The organism is Nocardioides sp. (genome assembly GCF_047607185.1).
Lineage (GTDB): Bacteria > Actinomycetota > Actinomycetes > Propionibacteriales > Nocardioidaceae > Nocardioides.
This window is the reverse complement of the sequence record NZ_JASGDQ010000018.1, coordinates 1-12,580: the sequence shown is the minus strand read 5'-3', so window position 1 is coordinate 12,580 and position 12,580 is coordinate 1. Positions and strand designations below refer to the sequence as shown.

The following is a 12,580-nucleotide window of genomic DNA, read 5'->3' as shown; positions in this document are numbered from 1 at the left end:
GAAGTTCGTCCCGGGTCTGCGCGGCCCAGGCACACCCATCGCGGCGTTGGCGCCGCTCGGAAGACGCCCGGTATGCCGTCGCGACGCCGCCTTGCGCTGCGCGCACCTGGACCCACGCATACCCCCCACGAACTTCCAGAGACGACCACTAGCGCCCGTCTCTCTGCCGGCGATCGACAGCGTCCTGACAGCCTGATCGGTCAGGATCGGCACTATGGGTGCGAAGGTGTATCTGCATATCGGTGTGCCGAAAACCGGCACGACCTATCTCCAGGACCGGCTCTTCCTGAACCGGACCGAGCTGGCCAGGCATGGCGTCAAATATCCTGTCGGAGCGCGCGAGTCGATGTTCTTCCCGGCCATCGACCTGACCGGCATCAAGTGGCCGGGCTTCCACGAGAAGGCGCGGGGCGAGTGGGACGCGCTGGTACGCCGGACCCGGCTCGCCAGCGGCACTGTGGTGATCAGCCACGAGATCCTGGCGGCGGCACCGCCCGAGCGGATTGCCCGGCTGGCCGACGACTTCGCGGGTGCCGAGGTCCACGTCGTGATCAGCGCGCGAGACGTCGCCAGACAGCTCGCCGCGGACTGGCAGGAGGGGCTGAAGATGTACGGCACGAAGACGTTCGGCCGCTACCTCGACGAGGTCGTCGCGGAGGATCCGGCCACGTCGCGCCGGTGGTTCTGGCGGGCCCAGCACCTGCCTCGGGTGCTGGGCAACTGGGCCGGCATCGCGCCCCCGGAGCGGACCCATCTGCTGGTGCTGCCGCGCTCCGGGGCCGATCTGTGGAGCAGCTTCTGCGGGCTGATCGGGGCGTTCCCGGACTGGGCCCCCCGCGAGAGCCCGCGCCGCAACCCCTCCCTGGGCCGGGCCGAGGCCACCTTGCTCCGCAAGCTCAACAAGCGCCTGCGAGAGGCGGGCGTGGGCCGCGCGGACTATCGCCGGGCCGTGCTCAACCCGATCGTCTACGACGTGCTCTCGACCCGGTCCGGCAGGGAGCCGGTCGTCATTCCGCCCCGGCTCCACGGCTGGGCCGACGACCTCGCCCAGCAGTGGGCCGGCGAGATCACCCGGTCCGGGATCGACGTGGTCGGGGACCTCGCCGACCTGCGCCCGAAGCCGCCCGCCGGGGAGTGGCTCGACCCCGACCACCCCCGTCCCGGCAAGGTCAACGCCGCTGCCGTGGACGCCCTGGCCGGCGCGGTCGCCGCGTTCTGCGCCTTGCCCGATCCGTCCTCCCGCCTCGACCGGCGGGCGGCCAGGGCGCTGCTGCGGCTGGCGCGTCGGCCGGCCGGCCGCCCGGACTGACCTCAGCGGCGGCGCCACGGGAGCCGGTCGAGGACCTGCTCGCGGAGCCGGCGGGCGGCGACCACGCCGGACTCGCCGGAGAGGATGTCGCGGCGCAGGCCCTGCTCGACGTCGACGAGCCGGCGGTCGATGAACTTGGTCAGGTAGAGCACCAGGCCGAGGCCGTGCTCGCCGACATAGGCACGTAGCGCGGCGTCACGCACCAGGGCGTCGTACTTCTCGTGGTCGCCGCCGTTGGCGATCACGCTGTTGGAGTCGATGCCGGTGGCGTGCGGCCGCTGGTGCCAGTAGGCGAGCGGCTGGTCGCCGAGGAACTCCAGCGTCCAGCGCGAGAGGATCCGCAGATTGAACTCCCAGTCGCCGACGACCGAGAGGTCCTCGTTATAGGGGCCGATCTCCTCGTGCAGCTCGCGCCGGTAGAGGAAGCCGATCGGCACGAACCGGTTGAACAGCAGCGTGTCGCCCAGCAGCGGGTCGTGCAGGTGGCCCTGGAAGAGCTCGCGGCCGGTCTCGACGTAGCGCCCGCGGTCCTCCCTCTCCCAGACGATCTCGACCTTCGACACGACGCCCGGCGCCAGCGGGTGCGCGTCGAGATAGGCCGCCGCCGTCTCCAGGAAGGTGGGCGCCCAGCTGTCGTCGTCGTCGTGGAGCACGAGGTACGACGCCCCGGCGGCCGTGGCCGCATGCACGCCGGCGTTGGCGCTCGGCCAGCGGCCCAGCGACTCCGGGTGGTCGAGGATCGTCACCTTGCCCTCGACCGCGGACTCGCCGACGGTGCCGAGCACGGCGGCCGGGTCGCCGCCGTCGTTGACGACGAAGGCGTGCCAGTCGTCATAGGTCTGCGCGGCGATGCTGCGCAACGCGCGCGCGAGGAAGTAGGGACGGTCCTTGGTGCGGACGACGATGCCGACGGTCACGCCCTGATCCTAGGATGTGGCCATGGCAGACCGGGTGCTCCTCCATATCGGCACGCCCAAGACGGCGACCACCTACCTACAGGACATCCTGTTCCGCAACCGCGACGTGCTCGAGAAGCACGACGTGCACTACCCCGCAACCCACTTCGACGACCACTTCCGCGCCGCGCTCGACCTGACCCGTCGCGAGTGGGGCGGGCTGGAGGAGGAGGTCGTGGGGGCGTGGGACGCGCTCGCGGCGACGGCTCGCCGCCGCGAGGGCAGCGTCATCATCAGCGCCGAGATCCTCGCCGGCGCCAGCGCCGAGCAGGCGGCCCGGGCGATCGGCAGCTTCGGCGACGCCGAGGTCCACCTGGTGCTGACCGTCCGCGACCTGGCCCGGCAGATCCCGGCCGAGTGGCAGGAGACGGTCAAGCACTACAACACCGAGACCTACGCCGAGTATCTGGCGATCGTCCGCAGCGGCGAGGGCCGCAGCGCCGACCTGTTCTGGCGGGTGCAGCACATCCCCGACGTGCTGCACCGCTGGGCCGCCGACGTACCCCCCGAGCGGGTCCACCTCGTCACCGCGCCGGCCGTCGGCGCCGACCACAACGTGCTGCTGGAGCGGCTGGAGAAGGTGCTCGGCATCGACGAGATCCCGCTCGCCTACGAGAGCGACCGCACCAACGCCGGCCTGGGCGTCACCGAGACCGCGCTGATCCGGCGGATCAACGAGCGGGTCGACCGCACCCTGCCGGACATCAAGTACCGCTTCCTGGTCCGCGAATTGCTCGCCCACCGGCAGCTCGCCGAGCGGACCACCCGCACCGGCTCGGCTCGGCTGCTGCTGCCGCCCGACTACCAGCCCTGGGTCGACGACGTCGCCGGTCAGTGGATCGAGGAGCTCGCGGCGGCCGGCTACGACGTCACCGGCGACCTCGAGGAGCTGCGCGGCGAGGTCCGCGGGGAGTACGTCGACCCCGACTCGCCCGACCCGCGCGAGATGCTCTCGGCCGCCATCGAGTCGATCATGGCGCTGGTCCACGAGGGCTCCCGGCTGATCGTCGAGGAGGAGGATCTCCGCGAGGAGCTCGACCGGACCCGCCGCGAGCGGGACGAGGCCCGGGCGCTGCGGCTGCGCACCCACGTCAAGCAGATCGCCTACACCCGGCTGCAGGACAGCGAGCCCGGCCGAAGGGTATTAGCCGCCTACCGCCGCACCCGACGCCGCTAGCGGCGCCGGGCACGCACGCTGGCCGCGTTGTCGTCGCTCGACGACCGCTTCGCTCTCAAGGTCGCCGTCGCTCCTCCGCCTTGCCATCGCACGCACCGGACACCGCTAGCGGCGCCGGGCACGCGGCAGGAGCTCCCGCGAGGCGTACCGGCCGACCTTGACGGTGTCCCAGCCGTCGACGCCGGCGCCGACCACGCCGCCCACGACGGGGATCCGGCGGCCGACGGTGGTGGCGAGCCGCTTGCCCGCCACCTGGGCGATCAGGTTCGCGGTCACCTCGGCGGCCACGATCCGGTCCAGCTCCGCGTCGTGCACCGGCGCGGTGGCGATGGCCATCGGCGGCGCCGGGATCTTCTTGGCGGCCACCAGCTTGTTGACCTTCTGCTCACCGAGCAGGGTGACCAGGATGGCGTCGCGCACCCGGGGGTCGTCGAGGTCGTAGCCGCGCAGGTGCGCGATGCCGGCCACCATCCGGCACTGGATCAGCGCCAGCCCCGTCACATTGGCGGGGATCATCACCGCCGCCGTGACGAGGCCGCCGAGGTTGGTCGCGAAGCCCCCGGCCGAGGCGTACGCGACATGGTTCTCGATGACCTCGCGCACCGCCTTGGTGGCGTTGCCCTTCTTCTCCTCGAGCTGCTTCTCGGCAGCCGCCGCCGCGCCCGGCAGCGGGCCGACGCCGACGATCGCGCGGTGCAGCGCAGTCTGGATGACGCCGGTCGAGACGCCGGGTGCCAGCGAGATCACCTTGGGGGCCAGGGTGGTGCCGACGGCGGTCGCGACCTTCTTGGTGGTGGCCTTCATGCCGACGATCCTACGGACAGGTAGTTTCTACGGGCCGGTAGTTTCTCGACCGTGCCCATCGAGCCGCCGCCCTCGGAGTGGGAGTTCGTCGACCTTGCCGACCCGGGTCTCGACGCCCGGCTCGACGACCTGGTCGGCATGGGGGCCGACCTGGCGCCGGGCACGCTGCTGGCGGCGTACCGGCGGGGGCTGTTCCCCATGCCCGGCGAGCGGCGCCGCGACTACCTGTGGTTCTCCCCGGTGCGGCGCGGCATCCTGCCGCTCGACGGACTCAAGACGTCGAAGTCGCTGCGGCGCTCGGCACGCGACTTCGAGATCCGCGTCGACACCGCTTTCGAGGAGGTCGTGGCCGCCTGTGGCGACCCGCGCCGGCCGCAGGGCTGGATCGACGAGCGGATCCAGACGGCGTACGGCGACCTGCATCGGCTCGGCTGGGCGCACTCGGTCGAGGCCTGGCGTGACGGCGAGCTCGCCGGCGGCCTCTACGGGGTCTCGATCGGCGGGCTGTTCGCCGGTGAGTCGATGTTCCACCGGCAGCGGGACGCCTCCAAGGTCGCCCTGGTGGGCCTGGTCGCGCTGCTGCGCTCCGACGGCGTCGAGGGACGGCTGCTCGACGTGCAGTGGTCGACCCCCCACCTGGCCTCGCTGGGGGTCGTCGAGGTGCCCCGGCGGTCCTACCTGGAGCTGCTGGCGGCGGCGCTGGAGCTCCCCGACGCGTTCGCCGGGGATCAGACGACCTGAGGGTCCTGGCCGGTCTCGCTGATCATCGCTCTGCCGGCGGCCTCCCAGTCCAGCATCCCGCCGTCGAGGTTGACCACCTCATAGCCCTGCCCGGAGAGCCACATCGTCGCCTGCGCCGACCGGCCGCCGACCTTGCAGACCACCAGCAGCTGCCCCACCGGCACCTCGTCCAGCCGGGCGGGCAGCTCGCCCAGCGGGATGTGGGTCGCGCCGGCGATATGGCCGTAGGCCCACTCCACGTCCTCGCGGACGTCGAGCACGCTCAGCCCGGCGGGCAGCGGGTCGGGCAGGTCGTCGATGGAGACGCTCTGCACATTTCCTGGGGGAGTCACTTGAGCAGTCTAGAGAGACGCCGGTCGGCGAGCGGCTTGCCGCCGGTCTGGCAGGTGGGGCAGTACTGCAGCGAGGAGTCGGCGAAGGAGACCTCGCGCACCGTGGCGCCGCAGCGGCGGCACGGCTTGCCGGCCTGGTTGTGCACCGCCAGATTGGACTTCTTCTCGCCCTTCAGCTCGCTGGCGGCCAGCCCGCGGGAGCGCTCGACGGCGTCGCCGAGCATGGTCCGGATGGCGTCGTAGAGCACCTGGAGGTCCTCGTCGGTGAGCGAGTCGGCCGGCTTGAAGGGCGACATCCGGGCCTGCCACAGGATCTCGTCGGAGTAGGCGTTGCCGATGCCGGCGACGGTGCCTTGGTGGCGCAGCACGCCCTTGAGCTGCTTCTTGCCCTGACCGGCCAGGATCCCTCGCAGCACCTCGGGGGTGAAGTCGGCGGCCAGCGGGTCGGGCCCCAGCGTGGCGATGCCGGGCACCTCGAGCGGGTCCTGGACGACGTACATCGCCAGCGACTTCTTGGTGCCCGCCTCGGTGATGTCCAGGCCGCTCTGCCCGATTCCTGGGAGGTCGTCGAGTACGACGCGGACGGCCAGCGTCGACTTCTGGCTCGGCTTGGGCGGCACCAGCGGCACCTCGTCGCGCCAGCGCACCCAGCCGGCCCGGGCCAGATGCAGCACCAGATGCAGCCCGGAGGCCTCGATGTCGAGGAACTTGCCGTGCCGGGTCACGTCGTCGACGAGGGTGCCGGCCAGCGCCGAGACCGGCGGCTGATAGGTCTTGAGCGCGGCGAACTGGGGCACATGGATCGCGGTGATGGCACGGCCGTCGAGCCGACGCCGCAGGTCCAGGGCCAGCGCCTCGACCTCGGGCAGTTCCGGCATGTCGGCGAGTCTAGGGCGTGTCTCTCGTGGGGTACCGGTGCGTAGGGGCGGCCCAAGCATCACAATCGAGCCATGACATCCCCGTGGCGGCCGCAGGTCGTCGCGCACCGAGGCGCCAGCGCGGACCTGGCCGAGCACACCCTCGGGGCGTACGTCGAGGCGCTGGACGTCGGGGCCGAGGGGCTGGAGTGCGACGTCCGGCTGACCGCCGACGGCCATCTGGTCTGCGTCCACGACCGCACCCTGAAGCGGACCGCGCAGACCCGCGGCGTGGTCTCCACGATGGAGCTGGCCGACCTGGCCGAGCTCGACTTCGCCAAGTGGAAGAACCCCTGGATCGACCTCGACGACGAGGCGCCCGACCGGGACGATCGGCTCGACCGGGTGCTCACCCTGCGCATGCTGTTGGAGATGGTGCGGCTCTATTCGGAGAAGACCGGCCGGCGGGTCGAGCTGGCGATCGAGACCAAGCATCCCACCCGCTACGGCGGCCTGGTCGAGAAGCGGCTCGTCGAGATGCTGCGCGAGTTCGAGTGGACCGGCGCCGACGCGCCGGTGCGAGTGATGAGCTTCAGCTTCACCGCGTTGCAGCGGGTCGAGCGGCTTGCGCCGGAGCTGCGGCTGGTGCAGCTCATCGACCACAGCCGCGACTGGCCGATGCTGCGCCGAGTGATCGGCCGGGACTGGATCATCGGCCCCGGCATCGCGCTGCTCAAGGAGCGCCCCAAGCTGGCCGCCCGCATCGCGGCGTCCGGCCGCGACATCCACGTCTGGACGGTCAACACCGCGGCCAACCTGGAGATCTGCCGGGAGATCGGGGTGCGGGCGGTGATCACCGACAAGCCGGCGTACGTCCTGGGGCTGTTGAGCAAGTAGGGTCTGCGCTCGTGGCCAAGAAGTCCCGCAACCGCGTCGTTGAAGAGCCGCTCCCGCTGTACGACGGGCAGGTGGTCGGCGCCAAGCAGCCCTGCCCCTGCGGCAGCGGCAGGCGCTACAAGGTCTGCCACGGTGACGCCAGCGCCACGACCTTCGTGAAGCGGCCCTTCGAGGGGCTGCCCGGCGAGTGCGACATCGTCGCGATGCGTGAGCTGGTGCCGGCCGCGACCGCCCCGTTGACGATCAAAGGCCACGAGGACCGCACCGTGCTGCTGGCCTCGCTGCTCCCGGTCGCGGCGCCGGCGATGCATCGCGACAGCGGCCAGGTGTGGGTCGGGCTGCAGGTGCGGCACAGCTTCGGCGATCCCTCGCGCGAGGTCGCCGCGGCGCTGCTGGACGCCCTGGCGGCGACCGAGCCCGGGATCATCGGCGTGCTCGCGAACCCCGGCCCCGGGTCCCGGCTGCAGGACATCGTGGTGGGCGGGACCCTCGACGTGACGGTGCACGAGGGCTTCGACTTCTGGCTCGCCGACCTGGCCGACACCGAGGGCCTCGAGGAGGCGCTCCAGGAGGCCAATCAGGCGGCCGACCCCACCGTCCGGCTCGGCGGCGTCGAGGCGGCGTACTGGACCAACGTCGGCAGCAAGGAGCTCCTGCGCTGGGTGATGCCCGAGCCGGAGGAGGACCTGCTCTCGGCATTCGCCCGGCTGCACATCTCCGGCGACGACGTGATCGTCCCGGGTGCCCGGCTGATCGGCATGTTCCGCGCCTACGGGCTGCTGGCCCCGGTCTGGGACCTGCCGCTGGGCACCGGCGCCGAGGTGCTGGAGGAGCCGGCCGCCGAGCTGAGGCGAAAGCTCGACGCCCTCCTCGCCGCCGGCGGCGAGCTGACCGCCGAGGAGCGCTCCGCCCGGGCCGGCCTGGCCAACCGGCAGGTCACGATCCGCTAGCGTGCTGCACCCGGCGCAGCGCCCAGGGCCGCAGCCGGGCATAGCCCTTGACCGAGGTACGACGCAGCCGCGCCAGCGAGTAGCCGCCGGCCAGCACCTCGGCGGCGCCGTCGTCGACGACGACCGACCCCGGCCGGGCCACGGTGGTCAGCCGCGAGGCGATGTTGACCGTGGGGCCGAAGACGTCGCCGAGCCGGGTGACGATCTCGCCGTACGCGAGCCCGGCGCGGACCTCGGGGAAGCTGTCCTCCGCCGCCGCGCCGCGCTCGGTGACGGTGAGCGCCACCTCGGCCGCCGCGACCGGGTCGTCGCAGACGAAGAGCACCGCGTCGCCCAGCGTCTTGATGACCCGGCCGCCGTGGTCGACCACCAGGCCGGTGCACTCGGCCTCGAACTCCTCGACCCAGCCGACCAACTCGGCCTCGCTCAACGACCGGCTGCGGGCGGTGTAGCCGACGATGTCGACGAAGCAGACCGCCATCGTCGTCGAGCCGGCCTCCGGGGTGGTCAGCAGCCGCGAGGCGGCACCGAGGAGGTGGCGGCGCCAGACGTAGGACTGCAGCGCCTCGACGCTGGGCAGCACCTCCGCGCTCAGCGTCGCCAGCTCCGAGGCCGGGTCGCCGGAGAGCGCGGCCCGCTCCATCGTCACCTCGGCCAGTAGCGCCGTCTGCCACTCGGCCAGCCGCGCGAACGAGCGGCCCCAGGTCCGCACCAGCGCCGCCTGCCGGTCGGGGCTGAGCACGCCGAGCTGCCAGAGCACCTTGGTGTGCCGGAGCGCCTCGACGTCGGCTGGCCCGAACGCCGCCTCGTCGTCGTCGGCGCGTGGGAAGCCGAGCAGCCGCCACAGCTCGTCGGCCACCACGACGGGTACGCCGGCGGCCTCGGTGACCTGATCGCGGGTGAGCGAGGGCGCCTCGCCGAGCAGTGCCGCGCCGACCAGGTCGAGCACGTCGGGGATCTCGCTGAGGTCGCCCAGCGGCTGGTCGCCGGTCAGTGGGAGCCGAACCTCTCGGCGGCGACCGCCTCCAGCGCCTGGTGGAACTCCGGCTGCTCGACGTCCAGCTGTCGCAGCGCCTCGGCCGAGAGGTGGATCAGGTCCAGCGGGGTGAGTGCGACGATGCTCGCGGTGCGCAGCGACCGGTTGAGGATCGCCGCCTCGCCCACGATGTCACCGGGCCCGAGCTGGGCGATCTCCTCGCCCTCGCGTCGTACCGAGACCGTGCCGGACAAGATGATGTAGGCCTTGTCGGCCGGGGTGTCCTCCCATATCGGCGACCACCCCTGCGGCAGCGTGACGCGGGTGCCGGTCGCGCTGATCCGGGCGATCTGCTCGGGAGTGAACTGGGAGAAGAACGACTCGGCCACGGGGACCTCCGGGTGTGATGGCGGTTACACCCGGAAGTGTCTCATACCGAGAGTACGGCGGTCCTCCGGAAGGTCAGGCGGTGGTCGACCGGAACGGGTCGGCCGGGTAGACGCCCAGGATCTTCACGTCGGTGGTGAAGAAGGCCAGCTCCTCCAGCGCCCGCTTCAACCCGGGCTCGTCGGGGTGGCCGTCAACCTCGGCCAGGAACTGGGTGGCGGCGAACTCCCCGCCCACCATGTAGGACTCCAGCTTCGTCATGTTGACGCCATTGGTCGCGAAGCCGCCGAGTGCCTTGTAAAGCGCGGCCGGGAGGTTGCGGACGTTGAAGATGAACGAGGTGACGACCGGCCCCTCGCCCAGCGGCGCCACCACGAAGTCGGGGGAGAGCACCACGAACCGGGTCGTGTTGTGGTCCTCGTCCTCGATGTCGGTGGCCAGCACGTCCAGGCCGTAGATCTCGGCTGCCAGCGGCGGGCTGATCGCGGCCATCGTGGGATCGCCGGCCTCGACCACCTCGCGGGCCGCGCCGGCGGTGTCGCCGGAGATGACCGGGGTGAAGCCATGCTTGCGGATGATCCTGCGGCACTGGCCCAGCGCGTGGACGTGGCTGTGCACGGTGCGGACCTGGTCGAGGGTCACCCCCGGCAGCCCGAGCAGGTTGAACCTGATCCGCAGGAAGTGCTCGGCGACGATGTGCAGCGACGAGGTCGGCAGGAAGTGGTGGATGTCGGCCACCCGGCCGGCGAGGCTGTTGTCGATCGGGATCATCGCCAGGTCGGCGCTGGGCTCATTTCCGTCGGCTCCCTCGACGGCGGCGAAGACGTCTTCGAACGACGCGCACGGCACGGGCTCCCAGTCGGGGTAGTGCTGCGCGCACACCATGTGGGAGTTGGCACCGGGCTCGCCCTGGTAGGCGATGCGTCCCTGGGAAGTCACGCGTCCAGTCTAGGGTCGACACGTGCTCGCTCTCGCACTGCTTTCCCTCGCCACGGCCATCGTCGCGCTGGTGCTGGCCGGTGCCGCCTGGCGCGCCCGGGCGACGTACGACGGCCCCGAGCCGCTGCCCGCGGACGTGCTCGGCCTACGCCAGGAGGTGGCCGCGCTGGCGGCCGAGTCGAGGAGCGCGATCCGGCACCTGGCGGTGGTCCGCTACGACGCGTTCGGGGACATGGGCGGGCAGCTCTCCTGGTCGGTCGCGCTGCTCGACGCCGACGGCAATGGGATGGTGCTGACCAGCATCCACGGCCGCTCCGAGGCTCGCGGCTATGCCAAGGCCGTGACCGGCTGGAAGTCCGAGGCCCAGCTCTCCCCGGAGGAGGCCGAGGCGATCGCCACCGCCCGGCCCAAGCGCTGAGCCCGGTTCAGGAGATCGTCACATACCGGGGGCTTCCTTGAAGCAGCGTGTTCGAGCCCGGCGCGCCGCCGATACCGATGGCATAGGTGTAGATCGGGACCGTGCCGCGCACGCTCGTGGTGATGGTCGAGGTGAATCCGTGGTAGTCGCCGATGTAGGGGTTGGAGGCGCCGACGTCTGGTCGATAGGTGTTTGCCGTGATGGCGTAGCCGGGTGCTCCAGAGCCGGCCGGTCCGCCGACGTAGACGTGGATCTGGAGCGGCGACAGCGACAGGTCGGGGTCGATGGCCCAGCCGGTCACCGAGACCGTACCGCCGCCTCCGGTGGCGGTGTCGTGCCAGCCGTACGGAGGCCGGCCCGCCGTCTTGAGTGAGGTCCCGGTGAGGTTCAACGAGTTGTTGATCTTGCTGACGTAGGAAATGCCGCCCGGCGTGCATTCGGCTCCATCGCTTGGAACTTGGCATCCTGACTGTAGCCCCAGCGCGATGGCGCTGCCGTCCGCGGTGAGGCCATCCACGGGTCCGCCACTATCGCCCTTCTGTGCGCCGACGTCCCCGGCATGCCAAACGACACCGAGCATGTCGGTGACGGTGACGCCATTGCCGTAGGAAGCCGTGGCATCGGTCGATATTACGTTGCCGCAGGACTCTGTGATCGACCTGGCCCCGACAAGGCACATCATGGCGTAGAGGGGTGTGGGGTCGGTCGCCAATTCGGCATCCGCCTGTGCTACCACCGTCCGGTAGCTGGTCGCGGTGTTCCAGACCCAGGGCTCGCGAGGCAGTGACCCGAGGTGGAAGACCTCGGCGTCAGCGGTCTGGACGCCGATGTTGTAGGTGGTGTTCTGGATGTAGCCGTAGAGCGACCAGTCCGCATACCGGTGGACCGCCACCCCATTGGAGTTGCTGATCGGGAGGTTCGACCCGCAGTGGCCTGCGGTGATGCCGTATTCGCCGCCGCCGCCGTTGACGACGAAGCCCGAGGTACAGTAGTAAGCCGTGCCGATTCCGACCTTCTTGCCGCCCATGAAGGTGCCCCCGTCTTGGGCATCTGTGGGTGCCGCCTCGGGCCCGACCACGAGGTCGATGGCCGGTTCGGCACCGGCGATGCTCGGATCGTAGGTCTGCTTCGATCTCTTCGCCGCGGCAGAAGCCAACGAGAACGCTCCCGTGGGCTTGGTAAAATCTCCAGTTTGGGCCGCAAGTAACATCTGCGCCAGTCTTGGCATAGTTCTTACCGAACGCCAGCTTGGTGTCAGGGCTTCCGCACCGGCTCAGGTTAGCGGTGCACATGGTGCTGGTCACCGATATCGAAGTAACCGGAGCAGTACAGGTGACTGTCAGGTGAGCGTTGACTGTTGTCTGGAAGCTTTCGCTGGAGGGGTGAGGATAGTCGTACGCGACAGTGCAGGTGATCACTGCGCCGCCGGGGCCAGTGGCGAGTGACTGAGTTTGAACTCCGGCAGGGTCCTGGGAGGTCGCTGTCAGCGTATCCACTACGACAGGGTCACCTCCGGGCTCCGTAGTGTCTGTCGCAGGGCCGTCGGCGGTCGCGGACGGAATCGCAACAAAACACATCACTGTGGCCGCAACTAGTAGTAGAAAAGCCAAAGGGAACTTCATCAAGTCTCCTGATCTCCGCGTGCTGGTAGTGCAAGAGAGACCCTAGGTGACCCCACCGCCGGCAGCCAGAACCCCGACGAATCAACAGCGACGACCACTGATATGTAGGTGAGTTTGTCAAGAGGGCATGGTGAGGCGCCCGCCTTCGGGAGCGACCCTGAGGCGGGCGCCTCGTGCTTGGCTGCTGGCGATGTCGGCTGGTGAGCGTGTCGTTG

Annotated in this window: 14 protein-coding genes; 6 read left to right on the top strand and 8 right to left on the bottom strand. The window is 70.6% G+C overall.

The window, feature by feature from the left end:
* Positions 1-214 precede the first annotated feature (214 nt).
* On the top strand, positions 215-1,309 hold the full coding sequence (locus QM595_RS01980; protein ID WP_415169843.1) for a hypothetical protein: 1,095 nt from the start codon (positions 215-217) through the stop codon (positions 1,307-1,309).
* A gap of 2 nt (positions 1,310-1,311) precedes the next feature.
* Here QM595_RS01980 and QM595_RS01975 read toward each other — a convergent pair whose 3' ends face one another.
* The gene (locus QM595_RS01975; RefSeq protein WP_415169842.1) at positions 1,312-2,226 is read right to left on the bottom strand and encodes a glycosyltransferase family 2 protein; all 915 of its coding nucleotides are present in this window, start codon (positions 2,224-2,226) and stop codon (positions 1,312-1,314) included.
* 22 nt (positions 2,227-2,248) lie between these two features.
* On the opposite strand from QM595_RS01975, the gene QM595_RS01970 reads away from it, so the two are divergent.
* Complete coding sequence (locus tag QM595_RS01970) at positions 2,249-3,442, top strand: hypothetical protein (RefSeq protein WP_415169841.1); 1,194 nt, start codon at positions 2,249-2,251, stop codon at positions 3,440-3,442.
* Between the two features lie 105 nt (positions 3,443-3,547).
* Here the strand turns inward: QM595_RS01970 and QM595_RS01965 are convergent, their stop codons facing one another.
* Positions 3,548-4,246 carry an EcsC family protein gene (locus QM595_RS01965; protein WP_415169840.1) on the bottom strand — a complete coding sequence of 233 codons (699 nt, stop codon included), beginning with the start codon at positions 4,244-4,246 and terminating at the stop codon, positions 3,548-3,550.
* Positions 4,247-4,297: 51 nt separating this feature from the next.
* On the opposite strand from QM595_RS01965, the gene aat reads away from it, so the two are divergent.
* Complete coding sequence (gene aat, locus QM595_RS01960; RefSeq protein WP_415169839.1) at positions 4,298-4,987, top strand: leucyl/phenylalanyl-tRNA--protein transferase; 690 nt, start codon at positions 4,298-4,300, stop codon at positions 4,985-4,987.
* Here the strand turns inward: aat and QM595_RS01955 are convergent.
* Positions 4,975-5,319, bottom strand: coding sequence for a rhodanese-like domain-containing protein (locus QM595_RS01955; protein ID WP_415169838.1), 345 nt, complete (start codon positions 5,317-5,319; stop codon positions 4,975-4,977). The genes aat and QM595_RS01955 overlap by 13 nt on opposite strands.
* Entirely contained in the window at positions 5,316-6,197 is an 882-nt protein-coding gene (locus tag QM595_RS01950; RefSeq protein WP_415169837.1) for an Fpg/Nei family DNA glycosylase, read from the bottom strand. The genes QM595_RS01955 and QM595_RS01950 overlap by 4 nt, the downstream gene beginning before the upstream one ends.
* 72 nt (positions 6,198-6,269) lie before the next feature.
* Between QM595_RS01950 and QM595_RS01945 the strand changes: the two genes are divergently transcribed.
* Positions 6,270-7,073, top strand: a complete 804-nt coding sequence (locus QM595_RS01945) for a glycerophosphodiester phosphodiesterase (protein ID WP_415169836.1) — start codon at positions 6,270-6,272, stop codon at positions 7,071-7,073.
* Between the two features lie 11 nt (positions 7,074-7,084).
* Positions 7,085-8,023, top strand: a complete 939-nt coding sequence (locus QM595_RS01940) for a DUF5926 family protein (protein ID WP_415169835.1) — start codon at positions 7,085-7,087, stop codon at positions 8,021-8,023.
* Here the strand turns inward: QM595_RS01940 and QM595_RS01935 are convergent.
* From QM595_RS01935 to QM595_RS01925, 3 genes are all read right to left on the bottom strand, one after another.
* The gene (locus QM595_RS01935; protein ID WP_415169834.1) at positions 8,010-8,972 is read right to left on the bottom strand and encodes an adenylate/guanylate cyclase domain-containing protein; all 963 of its coding nucleotides are present in this window, start codon (positions 8,970-8,972) and stop codon (positions 8,010-8,012) included. The two genes, QM595_RS01940 and QM595_RS01935, sit on opposite strands and share 14 nt — an antisense overlap.
* A 41-nt stretch (positions 8,973-9,013) precedes the next feature.
* A complete protein-coding gene (locus QM595_RS01930; RefSeq protein WP_415169833.1) occupies positions 9,014-9,388 on the bottom strand; it encodes a Crp/Fnr family transcriptional regulator in 375 nt (124 codons plus the stop codon).
* 73 nt (positions 9,389-9,461) lie between these two features.
* Positions 9,462-10,325 (bottom strand): prephenate dehydratase, encoded by an 864-nt coding sequence (locus QM595_RS01925; RefSeq protein WP_415169832.1) that lies wholly within the window; start codon positions 10,323-10,325, stop codon positions 9,462-9,464.
* A 22-nt stretch (positions 10,326-10,347) separates the two neighbouring features.
* On the opposite strand from QM595_RS01925, the gene QM595_RS01920 reads away from it, so the two are divergent.
* Entirely contained in the window at positions 10,348-10,743 is a 396-nt protein-coding gene (locus QM595_RS01920) for a DUF4446 family protein (RefSeq protein ID WP_415169831.1), read from the top strand.
* 7 nt (positions 10,744-10,750) lie between these two features.
* On the opposite strand, the gene QM595_RS01915 is transcribed toward QM595_RS01920, so the two are convergent.
* Positions 10,751-11,953 carry a hypothetical protein gene (locus QM595_RS01915; RefSeq protein ID WP_415169830.1) on the bottom strand — a complete coding sequence of 401 codons (1,203 nt, stop codon included), beginning with the start codon at positions 11,951-11,953 and terminating at the stop codon, positions 10,751-10,753.
* Positions 11,954-12,580 lie beyond the last annotated feature (627 nt).

What these genes read in the sequence shown, in the direction of transcription:
- QM595_RS01980 (WP_415169843.1), top strand. Translation starts at nt 215, where the DNA reads ATGGGTGCGAAGGTGTATCTGCATATCGGTGTGCCGAAAACCGGCACG.
- QM595_RS01970 (WP_415169841.1), top strand. Translation starts at nt 2,249, where the DNA reads ATGGCAGACCGGGTGCTCCTCCATATCGGCACGCCCAAGACGGCGACC.
- QM595_RS01965 (WP_415169840.1), bottom strand. Translation starts at nt 4,246, where the DNA reads ATGAAGGCCACCACCAAGAAGGTCGCGACCGCCGTCGGCACCACCCTG.
- QM595_RS01950 (WP_415169837.1), bottom strand. Translation starts at nt 6,197, where the DNA reads ATGCCGGAACTGCCCGAGGTCGAGGCGCTGGCCCTGGACCTGCGGCGT.
- QM595_RS01945 (WP_415169836.1), top strand. Translation starts at nt 6,270, where the DNA reads ATGACATCCCCGTGGCGGCCGCAGGTCGTCGCGCACCGAGGCGCCAGC.
- QM595_RS01915 (WP_415169830.1), bottom strand. Translation starts at nt 11,953, where the DNA reads ATGTTACTTGCGGCCCAAACTGGAGATTTTACCAAGCCCACGGGAGCG.